Annotated in this window: 18 protein-coding genes; 6 read left to right on the top strand and 12 right to left on the bottom strand. The window is 70.9% G+C overall.

The window, feature by feature from the left end; genetic code table 11:
• Position 1: 1 nt before the first annotated feature.
• From AC2AXK_RS07100 to AC2AXK_RS07115, 4 genes are all read right to left on the bottom strand, one after another.
• Entirely contained in the window at positions 2-805 is an 804-nt protein-coding gene (locus AC2AXK_RS07100; protein WP_484344653.1) for a hypothetical protein, read from the bottom strand.
• 1 nt (position 806) lies between these two features.
• Positions 807-1,862 carry a prenyltransferase/squalene oxidase repeat-containing protein gene (locus tag AC2AXK_RS07105; protein WP_484344654.1) on the bottom strand — a complete coding sequence of 352 codons (1,056 nt, stop codon included), beginning with the start codon at positions 1,860-1,862 and terminating at the stop codon, positions 807-809.
• Positions 1,863-1,911: 49 nt separating this feature from the next.
• Positions 1,912-2,961 (bottom strand): GNAT family N-acetyltransferase, encoded by a 1,050-nt coding sequence (locus AC2AXK_RS07110; RefSeq protein ID WP_484344655.1) that lies wholly within the window; start codon positions 2,959-2,961, stop codon positions 1,912-1,914.
• Between the two features lie 91 nt (positions 2,962-3,052).
• Positions 3,053-5,179, bottom strand: a complete 2,127-nt coding sequence (locus AC2AXK_RS07115) for a DNA gyrase/topoisomerase IV subunit B (protein WP_484344656.1) — start codon at positions 5,177-5,179, stop codon at positions 3,053-3,055.
• 127 nt (positions 5,180-5,306) lie between these two features.
• On the opposite strand from AC2AXK_RS07115, the gene AC2AXK_RS07120 reads away from it, so the two are divergent.
• Positions 5,307-5,516, top strand: coding sequence for a DUF7455 domain-containing protein (locus tag AC2AXK_RS07120; protein WP_484344657.1), 210 nt, complete (start codon positions 5,307-5,309; stop codon positions 5,514-5,516).
• Positions 5,517-5,733: 217 nt separating this feature from the next.
• Here AC2AXK_RS07120 and AC2AXK_RS07125 read toward each other — a convergent pair whose 3' ends face one another.
• The 3 genes from AC2AXK_RS07125 to AC2AXK_RS07135 form a co-directional block, all read right to left on the bottom strand.
• Positions 5,734-7,248, bottom strand: coding sequence for an RNA polymerase sigma factor (locus tag AC2AXK_RS07125; RefSeq protein ID WP_484344658.1), 1,515 nt, complete (start codon positions 7,246-7,248; stop codon positions 5,734-5,736).
• Between the two features lie 321 nt (positions 7,249-7,569).
• On the bottom strand, positions 7,570-7,980 hold the full coding sequence (locus AC2AXK_RS07130) for a universal stress protein (RefSeq protein WP_484344659.1): 411 nt from the start codon (positions 7,978-7,980) through the stop codon (positions 7,570-7,572).
• A 74-nt stretch (positions 7,981-8,054) separates the two neighbouring features.
• On the bottom strand, positions 8,055-9,230 hold the full coding sequence (locus tag AC2AXK_RS07135; protein ID WP_484344660.1) for a DUF4192 domain-containing protein: 1,176 nt from the start codon (positions 9,228-9,230) through the stop codon (positions 8,055-8,057).
• A gap of 144 nt (positions 9,231-9,374) precedes the next feature.
• On the opposite strand from AC2AXK_RS07135, the gene AC2AXK_RS07140 reads away from it, so the two are divergent.
• Entirely contained in the window at positions 9,375-10,484 is a 1,110-nt protein-coding gene (locus AC2AXK_RS07140; protein ID WP_484344661.1) for a polyprenyl synthetase family protein, read from the top strand.
• A gap of 32 nt (positions 10,485-10,516) precedes the next feature.
• Here AC2AXK_RS07140 and AC2AXK_RS07145 read toward each other — a convergent pair whose 3' ends face one another.
• The gene (locus tag AC2AXK_RS07145) at positions 10,517-10,984 is read right to left on the bottom strand and encodes an Rv2175c family DNA-binding protein (RefSeq protein ID WP_484344662.1); all 468 of its coding nucleotides are present in this window, start codon (positions 10,982-10,984) and stop codon (positions 10,517-10,519) included.
• A gap of 204 nt (positions 10,985-11,188) precedes the next feature.
• Here AC2AXK_RS07145 and AC2AXK_RS07150 point away from each other — a divergent pair, with 204 nt between their 5' ends.
• Positions 11,189-12,235 (top strand): lytic transglycosylase, encoded by a 1,047-nt coding sequence (locus tag AC2AXK_RS07150; protein WP_484344663.1) that lies wholly within the window; start codon positions 11,189-11,191, stop codon positions 12,233-12,235.
• Between the two features lie 91 nt (positions 12,236-12,326).
• Complete coding sequence (gene pknB / locus AC2AXK_RS07155; RefSeq protein ID WP_484344664.1) at positions 12,327-14,498, top strand: Stk1 family PASTA domain-containing Ser/Thr kinase; 2,172 nt, start codon at positions 12,327-12,329, stop codon at positions 14,496-14,498.
• 102 nt (positions 14,499-14,600) lie between these two features.
• On the opposite strand, the gene AC2AXK_RS07160 is transcribed toward pknB, so the two are convergent.
• From AC2AXK_RS07160 to AC2AXK_RS07170, 3 genes are all read right to left on the bottom strand, one after another.
• Entirely contained in the window at positions 14,601-15,965 is a 1,365-nt protein-coding gene (locus tag AC2AXK_RS07160; protein ID WP_484344665.1) for a class II 3-deoxy-7-phosphoheptulonate synthase, read from the bottom strand.
• On the bottom strand, positions 15,962-17,179 hold the full coding sequence (locus tag AC2AXK_RS07165; protein WP_484344666.1) for a pyrophosphate--fructose-6-phosphate 1-phosphotransferase: 1,218 nt from the start codon (positions 17,177-17,179) through the stop codon (positions 15,962-15,964). The genes AC2AXK_RS07160 and AC2AXK_RS07165 overlap by 4 nt, the downstream gene beginning before the upstream one ends.
• 79 nt (positions 17,180-17,258) lie before the next feature.
• On the bottom strand, positions 17,259-18,038 hold the full coding sequence (locus AC2AXK_RS07170; protein WP_484344667.1) for a lysophospholipid acyltransferase family protein: 780 nt from the start codon (positions 18,036-18,038) through the stop codon (positions 17,259-17,261).
• A 71-nt stretch (positions 18,039-18,109) separates the two neighbouring features.
• Here AC2AXK_RS07170 and AC2AXK_RS07175 point away from each other — a divergent pair, with 71 nt between their 5' ends.
• Positions 18,110-18,655 carry a hypothetical protein gene (locus tag AC2AXK_RS07175; RefSeq protein ID WP_484344668.1) on the top strand — a complete coding sequence of 182 codons (546 nt, stop codon included), beginning with the start codon at positions 18,110-18,112 and terminating at the stop codon, positions 18,653-18,655.
• A gap of 1 nt (position 18,656) precedes the next feature.
• On the opposite strand, the gene AC2AXK_RS07180 is transcribed toward AC2AXK_RS07175, so the two are convergent.
• A complete protein-coding gene (locus AC2AXK_RS07180; RefSeq protein WP_484344914.1) occupies positions 18,657-19,601 on the bottom strand; it encodes an ROK family glucokinase in 945 nt (314 codons plus the stop codon).
• 142 nt (positions 19,602-19,743) lie between these two features.
• Between AC2AXK_RS07180 and AC2AXK_RS07185 the strand changes: the two genes are divergently transcribed.
• The gene (locus AC2AXK_RS07185; protein ID WP_484344669.1) at positions 19,744-21,558 is read left to right on the top strand and encodes an AMP-dependent synthetase/ligase; all 1,815 of its coding nucleotides are present in this window, start codon (positions 19,744-19,746) and stop codon (positions 21,556-21,558) included.
• Positions 21,559-21,617: the final 59 nt, after the last annotated feature.

Consider the following 21,617-nt stretch of genomic DNA (forward strand, 5'->3'; position numbering starts at 1 on the left):
GTCATCGTCGGGCCGCACGGACGACGGCGACGGCGGCCAGCGCCACGAGCAGTGCGACAGCGACGAGCGGGACGGCACCCGGCCGACCGCCCTCGGTGACAGCGCTGCCGGCCGCGGGGAGGGCATCGTCCTCCTGGCTCGGCGCTGCCGCTCCGTCCGCCGGGTCGTCGTCCTCGACGGCGAGCTCCGACCAGCCGGTCGGCAGGATGCGCGCCGTGGCTGCCTCTACGGACACCCCCGGCGGCACCGCCTGCGCCTGGCCGACGGTGAATGCGAGGGCCAGTGCGTCACCGGGCGACAGGACGACCTCGGTCACGCCGACCGCCGCGTACGCCCAGCCCTGCGTCGCGCCCGCCGACGCGGTCCACACGGACCAGTAGGCGGCCTGCGAGGGTGTGCGAGCGCACGCTTCCCTCACGACGCCCCCCTCCGGCAGGATGACGTCCTCGTCGCTCGCCGGACGGCCGGCGACGCGGCAGACGAACGCGTCACCCCACTGGGCTGTGCCCGCCACCTCGAGCCCGGCGCGCGCCAGGACGTCGGAGGCCGTGGTGTCGACGTCGACGTCGACGCACGCGAGGACCCCCTGCACCTGCTCGCTCGACGTCTCGGGCACCCGGGCGCCACCGAGCGTGGTGAAGTCGGCTACCACCGCGATGCCATCGCACGGCGTGCCTCCGGCCTCGGCCGACCACAGGGGCGTCGGCGAGGCGACCGGTCGGGCGCTGGCCGGCGCGCCGGCCACGACCGGCACGCTGAGCACCGAGATCCCGATCGCCGCGAGCATGCGCGGACCGCGCCTCATGTCACTCCCGGGCGCCGAGAACCTGGGCCAGCCCTGACCCGGACAACGCGAGGGTCGCCTGCGCGGTCGCGCGCAGGTCACCCTCGGGCGCCGTCCCTCCGTCGCCCTGGACGAGCGCGAAGGCTCCGGCGTCGGGTCCCTCGTCGATCGCCTGACCGGCGAGCCAGTCGCGCGCGGGGGCGGCATCCTGTGCCGCGTCCGCCAGGGCGGAGACGGCGACCGCCGTCGTGTTGACACTCGGCTCGGCGCCTCCCGCAGCAGCCCATGATGCTCCGCCGTCACTGTGCTCCTGGAGCCAGGACACGGCGCCGTCGACCGCCGCGTCGTTCCCACCCGCGGCCGTGAGCGCGGACACGGCGAAGGCCGTCGCGTCGACGTCCGGCTCGCACGCGGCGGTCGGCTCGTCGGCGAGCTGCGCGGGGAACGCGCCGTCGTCGCACTGCTGCGCCGTCAGGTACTGCACGGCCGCCGGGGAGGCCTCGCCGACCGTGGCCAGGGCGAGCACCGCCCACGACTGGGACACCGTCTGCGAGTAGTCAGCGTCACCGAGATCGGTGAACCGCCCCGAGGGCGACTCGCGCGCCGCGAGCTCCGCAACGAGGTCCCGGCCGTCGAGCGCACGCGGGTCCTGGCCCACCGCGTCGAGGACGGCGACGAGCTTTGCCGCTGACCCGGCATAGAGGGCCGTATGTCCGTCGCCCACGTACGCGGCAGCCGAGGCAGGGTCGGTGAGCGTCTCCGCCACGCTCCCCGCTGCTCCCGGCTCGCCCGCGGCGAGCAGTGCGAGGACGGCGTCAGCGCGGAGCCCGTGGTCGGTGAACACCGTGCCCTCGAGCTCGAGGTCGAACGCGTCAGCCTCCGCCGCGGCAGACGTCAGCCACTCCGCGGACGCCGATGCGGCGGCGGGCTGCCCTCCACCCGGCGCAGGACTCGTCGTGCTGCCACCGGAACCCTGCGCGTCAGCCGCCCGCTCGGAGCACCCCGCCAGGCACATGCTGACCCCGACGAGGCCGGCGAGAGAGACGGAGACGAGACGCGGGCGACGAAGGGTGATCACGTCCCAGAGTCTAGGTTCCGGGCCCCGACCCGAGGGCGGCGTCTCATGCTCAGAGCTCGATGGAGTACATGCGTGAACCGCTCGTCCGCTCGAACCCGAGACCGGCATAGAGCCCGTAGGCACCGGACGGGCTGTCTGCGTCGACGTCGAGCTCCGCGAACTCGACCCCCTCAGCGGCGTATGTCCGCATCGCGTGAGTGAGGAGCGCCACGGCGATCTTGCGGCCGCGGTACGCCCGGCGTACGCCCAACGCCTCGATGTACCCGCTCGAGTGCCCCATGACGGGCCAGTCCTGCTCGTACCGCCCGGACATGAGGTAGCCCGCCACGAACGGCTTGCGGTCGTCGGGCACCGTCTCGTCGAGCATGACGAAGCTCCACGCCGGGGCGAACATGCTCCTGCCCTGCGTCCAGGACTCCGCGGTCGCAGGCTCGCTCCCCCAGTGGTCGCGGAACGCGTCGTTGTGCGCCAGACGCGCACCCTCGTCGAGCGAGTCCTCCCAGGCGGCGATGCGGAGTCCTGGTGCGACGGGCACGTCGCGCAACGGCGTCGCGAGGTCTCGGCGCAGGTTCGAGTAGAACCGCTGCGCGCGATAGCCGGCTGCCTCGAACAGTCGCCACTGGTCGGGCGCGGAGTCGTCGAGGAACGCGGCGATCCGCCCCGGCGTCCCGCTCCCCAGCTCCGCGAGCTTCGCGTGCGCGCGCGCGGTCATCCAGGCGAGGACCTCCCGGCCCACGCCGGCCCCACGGACGCCGGGGTGCACGCCCCCCATGAGGAATGCCCGACGCACGCTCTCGTCACCGGGCGGGCATTCGACGCTGCCGTACGCCCGGAAGACGCCGCGCTCGTCGATCCCGACGAGGGTGTCCTGCGCCGGGTCCTTCCAGCTGCCCGCGAACAGGTCCGCGATCTCGTCGAGCGCGGTGCGGTAGGGCGGCGCGTCGGCTTCCTCGATCGCGGAGACGAGCCCGAACAGGTCAGGCACGTCCTGCGGCGTCATGGCCCGCCACAGCAGCCCCAGGTCGGCGCTCACGGGCGCGGTGGCCCCGGAGGCAGGCTCGGCGATTCCTCCACCGCTGGCGTCCGGGGTCTGCTCCATAGACCAAGACTAGGGGCGGCATGGCTGCAGGGGAACGCTCTGCGGCGCCCGAGGAGCGCACCAGCGAAGGTCGGCCAGGAGACCGCGCGCGTCACGCGTCGATTCGCGCCCGGTCGAGGGCGTTCGCACCAGCGATGATGAAGTCCTTGCGAGGAGCGACATCCGAGCCCATGAGGAGCTCGAAGACACGCTCGGCAGCCTCCGCATGGTCGGCCGTCACCCGTCGCAGCGTCCGGTGACGCGGGTCCATGGTGGTCTCGGCCAGCTGGTCCGCGTCCATCTCCCCGAGGCCCTTGTACCGCTGGATGTCCTCCTTGTACCGCTTGTTGGCCTTGTCGAGCTTCTTCAGCGTGGCAGCGAGCTCCGCCTCGGAGTACGTGTAGATGTACTCGTTCTTGCGCGAGCCCGCACCGATCACCTCGATCCGGTGCAGCGGCGGGACGGCCGCGTACACCCGGCCGGCATCGACGAGCGGCCGCATGTACCGGAAGAACAGCGTGAGGAGCAGGGTGCGGATGTGGGCGCCGTCGACGTCGGCGTCGGTCATGAGGACGATCTTGCCGTAGCGGGCGGCCTCCAGGTCGAAGGACCTCCCCGAGCCTGCACCGAGCACCTGGATGATCGCTGCGCACTCAGCGTTGCGGAGCATGTCGCTCACAGACGCCTTCTGCACGTTGAGGATCTTCCCGCGGATGGGCAGGAGCGCCTGGAAGTCCGAGCTCCGCGCGAGCTTCGCGGTCCCCAGAGCACTGTCGCCCTCGACGATGAACAGCTCGCTGCGGTCCACGTCGTCGCTGCGGCAGTCGGCGAGCTTGGTCGGCAGGGACGAGGTCTCGAGCGCGTTCTTGCGACGCGAGATCTCCTTCTGCTTGCGCGCGGACAGGCGCGCGCGCATCTCCGCGACGATCTTGTCGAGCAGGAGTGCAGCCTGCGTCTTGTCGTCGCGCTTCGGGGAGGAGAACAGCGCGTTGATCTCCTGCTCGACGACGCGGGACACGATGGCGCGGACCGGAGCGGTCCCCAGGACCTCCTTCGTCTGCCCCTCGAACTGGGGCTCCGCGAGCCGCACCGTGAGGACCGCCGTGAGACCGGCGAGGACGTCGTCCTTCTCGATCCGCTCGCTCGAGTCCTTGAGGGACACCTTGAGCTTGCGTGCGTTCGCCTCGACCGCCTTGCGCATGACCTTGAGCAGGCCCGCCTCGAAGCCCGCGAGGTGCGCGCCACCCTTGGGCGTGGCGATGATGTTGACGAACGTGCGGACCTCGGTCTCGTACCCGGTGCCCCACCGCATGGCGAGGTCCACCTCGCAGTCACGCACGACCTCCTGCGGGGTGAGGTGGCCCCGCTCGTCGAAGACCGGCACGGTCTCCTTGAACGTTCCGGTGCCGGTGAGGTGCCACGTCGCCGTCACCGGGGCGTCGGGAGCGAGGAACTCGACGAAGTCGACGGTCCCGCCGTGGTGCACGAACGTCTCCTCGTGCGGCCCGTTCTCGCCCGGCGTGCCGGGCAGCCCACGCTCGTCCCGGATGGTGACCTGGAGCCCGGGTACGAGGAAGGTCGTCTGCCGGACCCGTGTGACGAGCTCGTCGTAGGAGAAGACGGCGGTGGTGGGAAAGACCTGGCGGTCCGCCCAGTACCGCACGCGTGTACCGGTCTGCCCCCGCTTGACCTTGCCGACGATCTCCAGCTCTGACGTCTCGACGAACGGCGTGAACGGCGAGTCCGGGCCGAGGCCCGCGGAGTCGTCGAAGCGGCCGGGCTCACCGCGTCGGAAGGTCATGCGGTGCACCTTGCCGCCGCGGTCGACCTCGACGTCGAGCCGGGACGACAGGGCGTTGACGACGGAGGCGCCCACCCCGTGGAGACCACCCGAGGCCGTGTAGGAGCCGCCACCGAACTTCCCGCCGGCGTGGAGCTTGGTGTACACGACCTCGACGCCGCTGAGACCGGTCTTGGGCTCGACGTCGACGGGGATCCCTCGCCCGTCGTCGCTCACCGACACGGACGAGTCGGCGTGGAGCGTGATCCCGATGCGAGAACCGTGGCCCCCGAGCGCCTCGTCGACCGAGTTGTCGATGATCTCCCACAGACAGTGCATGAGACCGCGCGAGTCCGTGGACCCGATGTACATGCCGGGGCGCTTGCGGACGGCTTCCAGCCCCTCGAGGACGGAGAGGTGCCGTGCGGTGTAGCTCGATTCTGCGGATGCTGTCGTCACGATGGTCGAGCCTAACGGGTGCCACCCACACGGCGGTGGGAGCGCGCACAGGTCCCCGGACTACGCGGGGAGCGAACCACCCGCTTCTCATGGCCGGAAACAGGCCGGAGGGTGGTTTGATTGTCAGGTGACTACGACAACGACTGAAACCCTGACCGTGGCCGACCGCTGCGACCGCTGCGGTGCTCAGGCCTACGTTCGTGTGCTGCTCCCGTCCGGCGAGCTCCTGTTCTGTGCGCACCACGCGCGCGCGCACTCAGACGCTTTCACGGGAATCGCGACACACATCCAGGACGAGACCGACCGGCTCCTCGAGGAGCACGGCGCGCGGAGCTGACGCAGCTCCGACTCGTCCCACCGACGACACCTCGTCCTCACCGGACGACACCCGACACGACGAAGGAGCCCGGCCCCCTGCGGGGGGCCGGGCTCCTCTGTCGTCGTCGCTCGACGATGTCCACCTGGTCCGCGTGGTCCACCTGGTCCGGGAGGTCCACCTGGTCCGCGAGCGCCGAAGCCTGCAGCGCACACCGTGCGCTGCAGGCTGTCGGCCGTCAGTCGAGGTAGTCGCGCAGCACCTGGGACCGGCTCGGGTGACGCAGCTTCGACATCGTCTTGCTCTCGATCTGCCGGATGCGCTCACGGGTCACCCCGTAGACCTTGCCGATCTCGTCGAGCGTCTTCGGCTGGCCGTCGGTCAGCCCGAAGCGCATCGAGACCACGCCAGCCTCACGCTCCGACAACGTGTCGAGCACCTGGTGCAGCTGCTCCTGCAGCAGGGTGAAGCTCACCGCGTCCGCGGGGACCACGGCCTCGGAGTCCTCGATGAGGTCACCGAACTCGCTGTCGCCGTCCTCGCCGAGCGGGGTGTGCAGGGAGATCGGCTCGCGGCCGTACTTCTGCACCTCGACGACCTTCTCGGGCGTCATGTCGAGCTCCTTGGCGAGCTCCTCGGGCGTGGGTTCGCGTCCGAGGTCCTGGAGCATCTGCCGCTGCACACGGGCGAGCTTGTTGATGACCTCCACCATGTGCACCGGGATACGGATGGTGCGGGCCTGGTCGGCCATCGCACGCGTGATGGCCTGACGGATCCACCACGTCGCGTAGGTCGAGAACTTGTAGCCCTTGGTGTAGTCGAACTTCTCGACCGCACGGATGAGGCCGAGGTTCCCCTCCTGGATGAGGTCGAGGAAGAGCATGCCGCGTCCCGTGTACCGCTTGGCCAGGGACACGACGAGACGCAGGTTCGCTTCGAGCAGGTGGTTCTTGGCGCGGCGACCGTCGCCCGCGATCCACTCGAGCTCGCGGCGGGCCTTCGCCTCGAACTTCGTGCCCGACGCCAGGCGCTCCTCGGCGAACAGGCCGGCCTCGATCCGCTTCGCGAGCTCGACCTCCTGCTCGGCGTTGAGGAGCGCGACCTTGCCGATCTGCTTGAGGTAGTCCTTGACGGGGTCGGCGGTCGCGCCGGCGGTGACGACCTGCTGGGCGGGTGCGTCGTCGTCGTCCGCGTCGGAGTAGACGTATCCGCGGGACTCGTCGCCCTCCTCGGCGGCCTTCTTGGCACCAGCGACCTCGGGGTCGACCTCTTCGACGTCCGCAACCTCGACGCCGTCCGAGTCGTGGGCGCCGTCGTCAGCGGCCTTGCGGCGACCGCGCTTGACGGGAGCTGCCTTCGCAGCAGCGGTCTTCGGGGCAGCGGCCTTGCGAGGCGCACGCTTCGGGGCGGCAGGCGCCTCGACGGCGCCCTCGGCGACCACATCCACCGTGTCGGGCGCGCCGTCCACGATCGTGGTGCCGGCGGCGGCCTCGGCCGCTGCCTTCTTCGCGGCGGCTGTCACGCGCGGCTTCACTGCGCGCGCCGTCGTGCTGGTGGCACGGGGTGCGGCGGCGGCGGCGACCTTCGTCGCGGCGACGGTGGGGAGATCGACCTCGACGCCAGCGGCAGCGAGCGCTCGGTAGACGACCTTGAGGCGACGAGCGTCTGCCACCGACGCGGACTCGCACGCCTCGCGGAAGCTCTCCGCGTCGATGCGGCCGTGCGTCGCTCCGCGACGGATGAGTTCTTGCATAGCGGGGTGCTCGAATTCGCGCGGAAGTGCGGGATTCGCAGAAATGGGCGCCACGAACGACCTTTCGGCATCTCAGGTAGGCGGATCCGGCTCGCTCGGCGAGTGTCCCGGAGCAGCCGTGAACCATCATTGTACTTTGCTCGCGCCGAGCCACCTACCCTGGGGGGTGGTCAGAAGGGCCTCGAGGGGACCTTCGGGGTGACGTCGCGCGAGGATCATCGCGGGGACCGCGCTGATCTCCGACAACCGACCGGTGCCGGTGCCATACGTCCACAACGCCGCGGTGGGGAAGAAGATTCCCGGTGCTTCGGCAGGCGTGCGTCAGGCAGAGACAGGACGCTGCGGCTTGACCGCGAGGACCGGGCACGGGCTCTCGAGAAGGATCCGTTGGGCGTTCGAGCCGAGGATGAGCTTGCCCACCGGGCTCCGGCGACGCAGGCCGATGACGATGACGTCAGCGGCGACGTCCTCGGCCACGGCGATGAGGTCGTCGGAGACGTCGTGCCGCTCGTCGAGGACCCGGATGTCCAGCGCGACCCCGTGCGCCGCAGCCGACGACTGGAGCTCGGCGAACTCGGCCGCGCGTTGCTCGAGGACCTCAGCGGCCGGCGGACGAGGCTTCTCGCTGACGACCACGACGAGGTCCGTCTCCCTGCGTGCCGCCTCGGTCACCGCCGCGCTGAGGCCTTCTCGCCCTTCAGCAGTGGCCAGGTACCCGACGACGACGGTCATCACAATCCTCCGAGATTCACGGTGCGCGCGCCCGACCGGGCGCACTCTGAACCTACCCGACCTCGGCGCGCGCGTCAGTCCGGCTGCGCCGCCGCGAGCCGGCTGGCCGCGACCCATCCCGGAGCCATCCCTGAGTCGAGGGCCTGACCGACCAGGCGCGCGAGCCGGTACACGCTGTCGTCCCTCGTCGCGAGCTCGAGGAGGACCGCGGCGCGAGCACCGCTCCCACCCCACCAGGCGAGGAGCGCGAGAAGGGTGAGTGCGGGGGCCTGCCCGGTCGCCGGTCCGTGGCCGACGACGTGCTCGAGCACGACCCGCGCGGCCGTGCTCGTCGCCGTGTCCGGACGGACACCCTCCCGAGGGTCCACGATCGCGGCGATGGCACGCCCGACCTCGCTGTCGGTGGTGGCGTCAGGCTCATCCGCAAGCATCCGCTCGGCCAGGTCCCCCGTCCCGCGGACGAGCGTGACGAGGACGGCGTCGCGGACGGTGATGTCGTCCAGTCCCGGGAGGATCACCCCGAGCAGCGACGGTGACGGGACCGCACCCGGGTCGTGCGCTGCCGCCGTCGTCGCTGTCCGCCAGGCCAGGAGGACCTCCCGTCGCCACCGCGCGATGTCCGCAGCGCACGTCGCGGCACGGCGCCGGGCGCGCACCCGGTCAGAAGCCGCAGCCGTCCGACCGCGTTCCTCGTCACCCGCGACCGAGATGCAGGCGAGCTCCTCACGCTCGTCGGCGACCGTCGCCCCCTCGACCACCATCCTCGCGGCGACGGTCGTCTGCTCAAGGTCGGACAACGGCCTGCCGCCCGGGGGGCAGCAGCCGTGATCGCGGCAGTCGGGCGCGAAGTACCCGACGGACGTGACGATCCAGACGTCCACGGGATCGATGAACGGGGCCGCGGCCTCTCGGACGAGGTCGACGGCCGGCAGCGCAGGGTCCCGGCGTCCGTCCGTCGTCGCGGTTCCCGCGGGGCACCCGTCCGAGTAGACGACGAGGACAGCGCTGCGCCCACCGTCGGCGACGACGTGCGACACGAGGGTCTGGGCCAGCATCGCTCCGGACGGCCGTCCGCCTGCAGGCGCGGCTGGGGCGAGGTCGGCGAGGTCGACGCGCGCCACGAGCCCGACCCGTTGGCGTGGCTCGCGCAGGCTCACGACGACGAGGCTCTCGCGTGGCCGGAAGCCGAGCTGGTACGGGATGAGGGCGAGCAGCTCCTGGGGTTCGCGAACCCGGGTCGTGTGTCTCATCCCCGCACCCTGCCGGGACTGCCCGACCAGATCCGCCCAGCGATCACCGGTTGGGGACGACCGACCGCGAGCGGATGCTGTGGGTGAGGTCTTTGCGGCCGCGCCGATGCGGACGGCCGCACCCCGGACGCCTAGGCTCGTCGCATGCCCGCCTCCTCCCCCGCCCTCGTCGACCTCGACGACGTCCGCACCCGTGTCGAAGACGCGCTCGACCGGGTCCTCGAGCGCGAAGCCGCCGTGCTCTCCGGGATCAGCAGCGACGCGGCCCCGCTCGTCGATGCGTGGCGCGGCATGCTGCGCGGCGGAAAACGCCTGCGGGCTGCGTTCTGCTACTGGTCGTGGCGCGCTCATCTCGGGTCAGCAGCCGCGGTGCCCGCCGGGAGCGTCATCGGCGTGGGAGCAGCTCTCGAGCTGTTCCAGGCAGCGGCCCTCTTCCACGACGACGTCATGGACAAGTCCGATACCCGCCGCGGCGTGCCGACCGCGCACCGGGCGTTCGCCGACCGGCACCGCCGGTCGGGGTGGACGGGCGACGACGAACAGTTCGGCGTCTCGAGCGCGATCCTGCTCGGGGACCTCAGCCTCGTGGCGAGCGAGGAGGAGTTCGTCCGCGCGCTGGACGGTGAGGCGCGACCGCTCGTCGGTCGCGCCCGTCGTGTCTTCACGCAGATGCGGACGGAGGTCACCGTCGGGCAGTACCTCGACATGTACGCCCAGGTCCTGCCATGGGGAACCGACCTCGAGGCGGACGAGGCGCGAGCCCGGGAGGTCATCCGTTCGAAGTCGGCACGCTACAGCGTGGAGTGCCCCATCCTCCTGGGAGCCGCGCTCGCCGGGGCGAGCGAGGACGCCCTCGCGACATGCTCCGCGTTCGGCCTGCCGCTGGGCGAGGCGTTCCAGCTCCGCGACGACATGCTCGGCGTGTTCGGGGACCCCTCCGTCACCGGAAAACCTGCCGGCGACGATCTGCGGGAGGGCAAGCGCACCGTCCTCATCATCCGGACGATGCGGGCGGTCGACGCATCCACGCGGGACCAGATCGCGGCGCTGCTCGGCCGGCCGGACCTGTCCGAGGACGAGATCCGGGTGCTGCAGGGCGTGATCCGGGCATCGGGCGCGGTCGAGCAGGTCGAGGACCTCATCGCCGACCTCTCGACGAGAGCGCTCCAGGCGCTCGGCTCCGCCCCGCTCGAGCCGGACGCGGGCGACGTGCTGCACCGGCTCGCACGGTCGGCGGTCGAGCGCAGCGCCTGACCGGGACCCGGGCGCGGGTCAGGCGCAGGACCTCAGGCGAGACCCTGCGCTGCGCGGCGCACCGGGCTCTTGCGCCCCTCGAGCAGGGCGTCGATCGGTCGACCGCCCACCGAGGGCTCTGGCGTGAAGAGCCACTCGATGATCTCTGGATCGCTGAGACCGGCGTCTCCGAGAACGAGGATCGTGCCGCGCAGCGACGGGAGGATGATCACCTGCTCGCTCTCACCGTCGGTGGTGCGCACCGGCTTGACGTTCGCCGGGTTGGCCAGATGGATCGGCACGAGGAACGCCGCGGGTACGGAGAAGATCTGGCGCTCGCCCCTCTTCATGCCGACGATGCGACGGTCGCGCAGAGCACTGCGCACAGAGCTCACCGACGTCCCGAGCAGCTCGGCCATCGCCGGGAAGCTCAACCACTCCCCGACGAGCGCCTCGATCGACGCGGTCGGATCGGTCGGGTCGGCGGGGACGGCAGCGGCATCGCGTTCTGAGGAAGTCACGGACCAAGCCTACGGTCTCGCCCGAGCACGATCGCGTCCCCGATCGACGCTGTGCCGCACGTCGCTGCGGGGGGTCGACTTCCCACGGTCTCCGATCTCCTTTACGGTCAAGTGGTACGAGGCCGCGCCGATGACGCCGCGCAGTGGCCGAGCTAGACGCACCGTGGGGCGCTGGGAGAGCGGCACCCCCGCAAAGGAGAGACGATGCCTGCAGCGCCCACTGAGCCCCCGACCACGCGCCCCGCCACGACCGATGCAGCGGAACCGGTGGACCTCCCCAGCTCCTCGCTCCCCCGGACCCTCGGCCGGTACGCGGTCCGGTACGGGACAACCACGCTTGCGCTCGCCGCAGCATCCATCGCCGTCAGCGCGTCGTCCGCTGCCGCGGACGAGTCCTACACGGTCCGCGCCGGAGACACGGTGAGTGACATCGCGCTGCGCACGGGGGTGCCCGCAGAGTCGATCCGGGCGGTCAACTCGCTCGACTCGCAGTACCGCATCCGTGCCGGGCAGCAGCTCGCGATCCCCTCGGGTGCGGGCTCCTCCGCCCCGACGACGGGTGCGACGTCAGGCCAGCCGAGCGCGACGAAGCACGTCGTCGTCGCCGGTGACTCCGTCTCCGCCCTGGCCGCTCGGCACGGCACCACCACCGCGCAGATCGTTGCCGCCAACGGTCTCGGAGCCGACGCGATGATCCGCATCGGCCAGACCTTGGCCATTCCTTCCGGCACAGCGGGAGCGGTCCAGACGTCGTCCCCGTCGAAGGCGCTCGTGGGGGACACGTTTGCCGGGCGGACCTACGCCTCCGACGTGGTGTCGGCCGCGAACCAGAACAAGGCGACCCTCCTCGCCATGGACGTGCCGACGAAGGACGAGATCCGCACGATGGTCCGCGAGACGGCGCGGGCGCACGGGGTCGATCCCTCCCTCGCGCTCGCTGTCGCGCTCCAGGAGTCCGGGTTCGACCAGCGGGCGGTGTCCCCCGCCAACGCGATCGGCGCGATGCAGGTGATCCCCTCGTCCGGGGACTGGGCGTCAGAGCTGACCGGCCAGGACCTCAACCTCCTCGAGGCGCGAGACAACGTCACGGCCGGGGTGGCGATCCTCGCCCGCCTCCTCGAGACGAGTCCGTCCCTGGAGACGGCGATCGCCGGGTACTACCAGGGTCAGACCTCCGTGCGGAACAACGGCATGTTCGACGACACGCGTCGCTACGTCGCCAACGTGCAGACCCTCGCCGCCCAGCAGTGAGGACCGCGGGCGCGAGGTCCCCGCACCTTCGCCACGCGTCGCAGCCCCCGACATCCCGCGCTGACGGCCACCGACCGCCTAAGATCGTCGAGTGGCCACCATCCTGACGGACTCCCTCGTCGGCCAGCTCGTCGACGGCCGGTACAAGGTCGACCGCAGGATCGCGCGCGGGGGCATGGCCACCGTCTACCTCGCGACCGACCGACGCCTCGACCGCGAGGTCGCGCTCAAGGTCATGCACCCGCACCTCGCAGACGGCGCCACCGGCGGGGACTTCGTGTCGCGCTTCCGCCGCGAGGCCCGTGCCGCCGCGCGCCTCACGCACCCCGGTCTCGTCGCGGTCTACGACCAGGGGCTCGACGGCGAGACGAGCTACCTCACGATGGAGTACGTCGACGGCACGAACCTGCGCCGGCGGCTGCACCAGGACGGTCCGCTCGCCGTGGGCACGGCGCTCGCCATCATCGACGACGTCCTCGACGCGCTCGCCGCGGCACACCGCCAGGGGCTCGTGCACCGTGACATCAAGCCCGAGAACGTCCTGCTCGCCACGGACGGCCGGGTCAAGGTCGCCGACTTCGGTCTGGCCAGGGCCGTCACCGAGGTGACGTCGACGACGACGGGGACCATCCTCGGCACGGTGGCGTACCTCGGTCCCGAGCTCATCGCCACCGGCGCGTGCGACACGCGGACCGACATCTACGCCGTCGGCATCATGCTCTACGAGATGCTCACGGGACGGCAGCCCTTCGTCGGTGAGACACCGATCCAGGTGGCGTTCCAGCACGTCAACAACGACGTTCCGCTCCCGTCCGAGCTCGTCTCCTGGCTGCCCCGCGAGCTCGACGAGCTCGTGTGCGCCATGGCCTCGCGGGACCCGCAGAACCGGCCGACCGACGCACCGGCGGCGCTCGAGCGCCTCCGGAGCGCGCGCGTCGCGCTGCCCCCTGAGCTCGCCGCACGCAGGGCGGACCCGCCCCCTCCCCTCGTCTCCCTCGCCGAGGGCACCCCCGTCGAGGACGACGACGACCCTGCCGGCGCCACGACCGACGCGGTCGCCCACGACACCGACGGGGTGGGCGACACCCCGGACCGGCACGGTCCGACGGCGACCGGGCAGGCGCCCGGGGCGAGCGGTGCATCCGTGAAGACCGCCTCGGCCGTCCCGCATGCTGCTGCTGACCGCGACACCCCGGACGAGGATGGCTCGGGCACCGATCACCCACCCGAGCCGTCGCACCCGACCGAGCTGCTCGTCCAGGGGTCGAGCGGGTCCACGATCGCGCTGCCCGTCGGGAGCGCTCGCACGTTCAACCAGACGGTCACCGTCTCGGACCGCGGGGGTCCTGCGGCGGCCGATCGCGTGCGCCGTCGCCGGCGCACGGTCCTGTGGTCGCTCGTGACGCTCCTCGTCCTCGCTGGGCTCGGCGGAGCTGGAGCGTGGTGGTTCCTCGTCGGACCCGGCGCTTACACCACCGTCCCGGAAGGGCTGTCTGGGACGACCCTCGAGGAGGCGACCGCCGTCGTCGAGGCAGCGGAGCTCGAGGTCCGCACGGCAGAGGCGTTCAGCGACTCTGTCGCGGCGGGGACCGTCATCGACGCGGATCCGCGCAGTGGCGAACGCATCCTGCGCGACGGGGCGGTCGAGCTCACGGTCTCGCTGGGGATCCAGCATTTCACCGTGCCGGCGGACCTCGTCGGAGCCAACGTGTCCGACGTCGTGGCAGCGCTCGAAGGTGCGGGCTTCACGGCCGTCACCCAGGAGCGTGTGTGGGACACGGCGACCGCCGCCGACGTCGTCATGAGCATCTCCGTCGACGAGGGGCAGCTCCTGCCGCACAGCACGCCCATCACGGTCGTGGCCTCGAAAGGCCCCGAGCCCGTGACCGTGCCCCAGGTGGAGCTGCTCGACCTCGACAGCGCGACGGAACAGCTCAGCCCCTGGGACCTCACCCCCGTCGCGACCGAGGAGTACAGCGACACCGTCGCTGAGGGCAAGATCATCTCGCAGAGCCCCGAAGAGGGCAGCGGCGCCTTCCGCGGCGACACCGTGGACGTCGTCGTGTCCCTGGGGAAGCCCTTCGTCACCGTGCCCGACGTCGTGGCCACACCGCACGCCGAGGCGGCGCAGATCCTCGAGGACGCGGGCTTCGAGGTGAAGGTGACGTACTGGTTGGGCGTCTTCGGCAACGAGGTCCGGTCCCAGAGCGCCGCCCCGGGCAGCCAGCTGCGCAAGGGCAGCACCATCGAGCTCTTCCTCTGACGCTCGCGGGCGGGCGGGTGCCACGCCGCGTGCCGCTCGGAGACGACAGCAGGCTCTCACCCCTGGGGTGAGAGCCTGCTGTCGCTCCGCTGAGCTGGTGCCTCAACGGCCCTGGAGCATCTCCGCGACCTGGAAGGCCATCTCGAGCGACTGCTGGTGGTTGAGGCGCGGGTCGACGAGCGTCTCGTAGCGCAGCGCCAGCCCCGCGTCGTCGATCTCCTCGCTCCCACCGAGCACCTCGGTGACGTCGTCACCCGTGAGCTCGACGTGCAGACCACCCGGGACGGTGCCGAGGCTCCGGTGCACCTCGAAGAAGCCCCGGACCTCGTCGAGGACGTCTTCGAGCCGTCGTGTCTTGTACCCGCTGTCCGAGGTGATCGTGTTGCCGTGCATCGGGTCGGTCACCCAGGTCACGGGTCCTCCGACCGCCGCGACCTTCTCGACGAGCGGGGGCAGTGCCTCGCGGATCTTGCCCGCACCCATGCGGGTGATGAACGTCAGCCGGCCGGGGATCCCCTCCGGGTTGAGCTTCTCCTGGAGGGCGAGGGCGTCGTCGGCCGACGTCGTCGGGCCGAGCTTCACCCCGATCGGGTTGGAGATCCTCGAGAGGAAGTCCACGTGCGCCCCGTCGAGCTGCCTCGTCCGCTCTCCGATCCACAGGAAGTGTCCGGACGCGTCGTACGGTGCGCCGGACCGCGACGAGACTCGGGTCATCGCGCGCTCGTAGTCGAGCAGCAGGGCCTCGTGACTCACGTAGAACTCGACGCTGCGGAGCGCGTCGAAGTCCGCGCCGCACGCCGCCATGAACCGCACAGCACGGTCGATCTCCGTCGCGGTGCGCTCGTACCGTGCGTACGCGGGGTTCGTCATGAACCCGCGGTTCCACTCGTGGACCTGCCGCAGGTCGGCGAACCCACCCGTGGTCAGGGCACGGACGATGTTGAGCGTCGCCGCGGAGATCGTGTACCCCCGGAGCAGACGCTCCGGGTCCGGGACCCGCGCCTCAGGAGTGAAGGCGTGCCCGTTGACCATGTCACCGCGGTAGGCGGGAAGCGTGACACCGTCGCGCGTCTCGTCGTTGGAGCTGCGCGGCTTCGCGTACTGCCCGGCCATCCGGCCCATCTTCACGACAGGCATGCTCGCGCCGTGGGTGAGCACCACGGCCATCTGGAGGATGGTGCGCACCTTGTTGCGGATCCGGTCGGCGTTCGCCTCGGCGAACGTCTCGGCGCAGTCACCCCCCTGGAGGAGGAAGGCCTCACCACGGCCCGCAGCGGCGAGCCGGCCGGTGAGCGTCTCCAGCTGGGAAGGCACGACGAGCGGCGGCACCTCCGCGAGGCGCTCGCTCACCGACCGGAGATGCTCAGGGTCCGGCCAGACGGGCTGCTGCCCGGCGACGAGCGTGCGGAAGTGGTCGAGTCCGGCGGCGACCTCTGGGTCTACGGCGACACCGGGAGCGATGCTCATGAGCCCGCAGGCACCAGCTGCTGTCCGATCTCACCGAGAAGGTCGCCGAACCACGGCTGCGACACGTCGAACGCCTTGCCGCCCGCGATCCGCGGGAACGCGATCGCCTTGAGGCGGTCGCCGTCCTCCTCGTCGTGGCCGACGACGCCCGACTCTCCACGGAACGCACTCTCGACGGCGAAGTCGGTCATCGACTTGATGAGACGCAGGTCCTCGGCGTTCGCAGCCGCGGCACGGGAGTAGTAGCCCGACTTCTGCACCATGGTCTTCTCGGCACCGAGGAGCTCGGCGAACTGCTTCGCGAACCACGCGCCGGGGTTGATCGTGTCGAGCTTGACGTGACCGAACGGGTCGCGGCCGACCGTCTCGCCAGCGGCCTCGAGCTGCGCCACGATCTCGTGCATCCCGGCCCCCTCGGACAGGAAGATGTTGACGTTCCCGACCTCGTCCATGACGGTCCGCAGGCGCGCGGCCTCCGCCTCGATGTCGAGCTTGAGCTCGGGCACGAAGACGGCGTGGATGTCCCAGCGCTCACGCGAGAGCCCGATGCCGGGCACCCACTCCTGGGTGTCGAGCCACTTGCGGTACTCGACGGCCGAGGCGGCGGTCAGCCAGCCGCAGTGACGTCCCATGACCTCGTGGACGATGAGCATGCGCGGGCCGGAACGGTGCTCGCCGATGATGTTCGCGGCGAAGCCCGCGGCCTCCTCTGCGGCGGTCCACGCGCCGAGCGACTGCTTGATCGGGATGACGTCGTTGTCGATCGTCTTCGGCAGACCGACGACCGTGAGGTGGTAGCCGTTCTCCTCGAGGTAGGCGGCGAGGTCGGCTGCCGTCGTGTTCGTGTCGTCGCCACCGATGGTGTGCAGGACGTCCACGCCGTCGGCCTTGAGCTGCTCCGCGGCGACGGTGAGGGGGTTCTCCCCCTCCTTGACGAGGCCGCGCTTGACGCAGTCCGCCGCGTTGGTGAGCTTCACCCGGCTGTTGCCGATCGGAGATCCTCCGAACCGGTGGAGGATCCCGGCGCGCTGACGGACCTCGTCGTCGACGACGATCTTGTTGCCCGTGAGCAGACCGTGGTAGCCGTGCTGGTAGGCGATGATCTCGACCTCGGGGGCGAGCTCCGTGTACCGCTCGATGAGTCCACCGACAGCGGAGGACAGGCAGGGCGCGAAGCCTCCGGCAGTGAGCAGCGCGACGCGACGGACCGTCATGGGGTCAACCTCTCATTGGGCCCGGCCGCGCGGCAGGCGCGGCGGCGGGGCGGGTTCGTTCGATGTTGCGGACCGTCGCTCAGTCTACCGAGGCGACGGGAGGCTCCTGGGGTGGTTCCGGAACCTGGACGTCGGGCGCGGGGCGCCCGCCGGGAGCGATGGGGGCGCCCGCCGCGGTGGCGGCGGGACGCACGCCGGCCGCCAGGCGCGCCTTCTGCGTGGCGGCGTAGATGTCCACGTACTCCTGGCCGGACAGGCTCATGAGCGCGTACATGATCTCGTCGGTGACGGACCGCAGGATGAAGCGGTCCGTCTCCATCCCGCGGTACCGGCTGAAGTCGAGCGGCTCACCGACGACGATGCCGATACGCATGGGCTTCGGGATCCGTCGGCCGATCGGCTGCGCCTTGTCGGTACCGATCATCACGACGGGCACCACGGGGGCGCCGGACTCGAGCGCGAGCCGGGCGACGCCCGTCTTCCCGCGGTAGAGGCGTCCGTCAGGGCTGCGCGTCCCCTCGGGGTAGATCCCGAACAGGCCACCGTCGTTGAGGCGTTTGAGCCCGGTGCGCAACGCGGCCTCGCTGGCCTTGCCGCCCGAGCGATCGACGGGGATCGTGCCGACACCGCGCATGAAGCCCGCGGTCATCCGACCCTTGAGGCCTGTTCCCGTGAAGTACTCGGACTTGCCGATGAACACGATCTCCCGGTCGATGACGAGCGGGAGGATGAAGGAGTCGATCACCGCTAGGTGGTTGCTCGCGACGATGGCAGGCCCGTCACCGGGGATGTTCTCGATACCGCGGATCCACGGGCGGAACATCAGTCGTAGGAAGGGGCCGACCAGGACCCGCTTCATCAGCCAGTAGAACAACCCGCCTCCTCGTGACCGCATCCGCGGGACTCGCGTCCGACTCTAGAGTGATGTACATGCCAGGAACCACTGACACCCCCGACGATCTCCCGGGCGAGCCCGTCGACCCGCGTGAGCGCGGGACGAACGACCCCGACGAGCAGCGCCGTCACGATGCCGCGTGGGCGCAGATCGTCGCCGAACTCTCCGATCTTTCCACGGATCCCTCGTCGCAACGAACGACGGATGTCTCCGGGGAGGAGCCCGGACCCGGCGCGCGGACGGTCGCTGCCCCGGTCGGCCCCGGCGTCACGAACCACGTCGGGACCGGCCCGCGCGACTCTCCCCGGACCCCGGAGGTGGAGGCGCTCGACGATGCCGAGGGCGAGTTCGTGCCGCCCGACCCCGGGTTCACGCTGAGCACGGACAAGCTCCGCAACCTCGGGTGGTCAGCACTCGTCTCAGCGGTGCTGGCGCTCGTCGTCGGCGCGGTCCTGTGGGACACGGCGCCGACGGGGTTCTTCGTCAGCGCGGGTGGCGTGTTCCTCGTCGGCGTCGCGCTGCTGCTCTGGCGGCTCCCGGACGACCGGGAACCGCCGAGCAACCAGGGCGCGGTCGTCTAGGTCAGATCCGCGCGAGGTCCGCTGCTCCGACGATCCCCGCCTCGTTGCCGAGCGCGGCGAGCTCGATGCGCGCCTCCGGGCGGTGGCCACGCGCCGGCAACGCCTCGCCGTACGCCTGGCGTGCCGGGCCCAGGAGCAGGTCGCCGGCCGCACCGACTCCCCCGCCGATGACGATGAGCTCGGGGTCGAGCAGCGCTGCGACGGACGCGGAGCCTGTCCCGATCCACCCGCCGAGGTTCGCGAGGAGGCGGATGGCGAGGGGGTCGCCGGACTGCGCGGCCATGGTGACGAGCGGGCCGGTGATGAGCTCGATGCGCCCCTGGGCGAGGTCGATGAGGCGTGCCGCGTCCTGCGGCCTCGCGGTCGCCGCCGAGCGCGCGTCGCGGACGAGGGCGGAGCCTGAGGCGTACTGCTCCCAGCATCCCTCGTGGCCGCACCCGCAGTAGTGCCCGCTCGGGACCACTCGCATGTGCCCGACCTCTGCCGCGACGCCCCACCGGCCACGCACGAGCTGGTCGTTGACGACGAGCGCGCCGCCGAGGCCGGTCCCCACCGTGAGCATGAGCATGTCGGTCGCGTCCCGCCCGACGCCGAAGCGGAACTCCGCCCACCCGGCCGCGTTCGCGTCGTTCTCGACGACGATCCGCACGTCGTCGCCGATGAGCGCCCGCACCCGCTGACCGATCGGGTAGTCACGCCAGGCGATGTTCGGCGCGAACAGGACGGACGTGCGGTCCGGGCTGACGAACCCGGCGGCCGCGAGCCCGACCGCGCCGACCACGAAGTCCTTGGTGAGCTCGCGATACACCTCCGCGATCGCCCGGTCGATGCTCGACGCGTCGTCCGGCTCCGTGCTCACCCGCGTCTGAGCGAGGATCTGTCCGTCCTCGTCGACCACCCCGGCCGCAATCTTGGTCCCGCCGATGTCGACCCCGATGGCATGCATGCCCGTTCCCTCGCTCACCTCGTAGTGTGCACAGCGCGTGCTGTGACTCCGGATGAATCGTACTGGGCCGGTCATGACCGTTGCACGCCTGCCGAATGGGTAAGGTCTTACCACCCATCGACCAACTGTCACTGGAGCCAGCATGGACGAGTTCCGCACACCTGCCCTCATCGACGTCCCACCGGACAAGAACCTCAACGATCTGTTGGCGGACCGGGTGGCATCGTCGGGTGACGCGACCCTCATGGAGCGCAAGGCCGCGGGTGCCAGCACGTGGACGGCCATCACGGCACGAGAGTTCGACGCCGAGGTCGTCGCCGTCGCGAAGGGGCTCGTGGCAGCGGGCGTCGAGCCGGGCCAGAGCGTGGGGATCATGTCCCGGACCCGCTACGAGTGGTCCCTGCTCGACTGGGCGATCTGGGCCGCTGGCGCCGTGACCGTGCCGCTGTACGAGACATCGAGCGCGGAGCAGATCGAGTGGGTCCTCGTCGACGCGGACGTCCGCCTGCTCGTGGTCGAGACCGACCAGCACCGCGCGACGGTCGAGGAGGCGCGACCGGTCGCGACGTCCTTGTCGACCGTGCACGTGATCGACGAGGGTGGCATCGACGCACTCAAGGCTGCCGGGGCCGCCGTGTCGGACGAGGAGATCGCCCGACGCCGCTCGCACGCCTGCCTTGCCGACGTCGCGACGATCATCTACACCTCGGGCACGACAGGTCGCCCCAAGGGTGCCGAGCTCACGCACGAGAACTTCTACGTGCTCACGGTCAACGCCGCACAGCGGCTGAGCGACGTGCTCCAGTACGGCGCGCGCCGCACGCTGCTCTTCATGCCGCTCGCGCACGTCTTCGCGCGTTTCATCCACGTGCTCGTCGTGCCGGCGGGCTCCGTCATGGGCCACTCGCCAGACACCACGACTCTCCTCGAGGACCTGGGCACGTTCCGCCCGTCCTACATCCTGTCGGTGCCCCGTGTGTTCGAGAAGGTCTACAACAGCTCCGAGCAGAAGGCTGCCGCAGGTGGCAAGGGCAAGATCTTCCACTGGGCGGCGGCGACGGCGATCAGCTACTCGCGCGCCCTCGACACCCCGTCGGGACCGTCGCTGGTGCTCAAGGCCCGTCACGCGGTCGCGGACGCGCTCGTGCTCAAGCGGATCCGCGCCGCGCTCGGCGGACAGGCGCGCTACGCCGTCTCGGGCGGCGCGGCGCTGGGTGAACGGCTCGGGCACTTCTACCGGGGTGTCGGTCTCGTCGTGCTCGAGGGGTACGGCCTCACCGAGACGACGGCGCCGACGAGCGTCAACCTTCCCGAGGGCGGGAAGATCGGCACGGTCGGCCCCCCGCTGCCGGGCAACGCCGTGAAGGTCGACGCCGACGGCGAGATCCTCATCCAGGGACCGCACGTGTTCCGTGGGTACCACAACAACCCCGAGGCCACCGCCGAGGCGTTCGTCGACGGGTGGTTCCGGTCGGGTGACCTGGGAGCCGTCGACGAGCACGGTTACCTGCGGATCACCGGCCGCAAGAAGGAGATCATCGTCACGGCGGGGGGCAAGAACGTTGCGCCGGCCGTGCTCGAGGACCGCCTGCGTGCACATCCCGTGATCAGCCAGGTCGTCGTCGTGGGCGACGGCCAGCCATTCATCGGCGCGCTCGTGACCCTGGACCCCGACGGGCTCCCCGGCTGGCTGGCGACGCACGGCAAGGGCGCTCTGACGATCGAGGAGGCGACCGAGGACACGGACGTGCTCGCGTCGATCGACGCCGCCGTCCAGCGCGCCAACCGTGCGGTCTCGCGCGCTGAGTCCATCCGGAAGTTCTCGGTGCTCACGACCGACTTCACGATCGCCAACGACTACCTGACGCCGTCCCTCAAGGTGAAGCGATCGAAGGTTCTGGTGGACTTCGCCGAGCAGATCTCGACGATCTACGCGGACGTCAAGCACGTCGACTGAGGTCACGGCGGGACCCACCGACACCCGGAAGCGTCCGGGTGTCGGTGGGTCCTCGTACG

The organism is Sanguibacter sp. Z6_81, assembly GCF_057180625.1.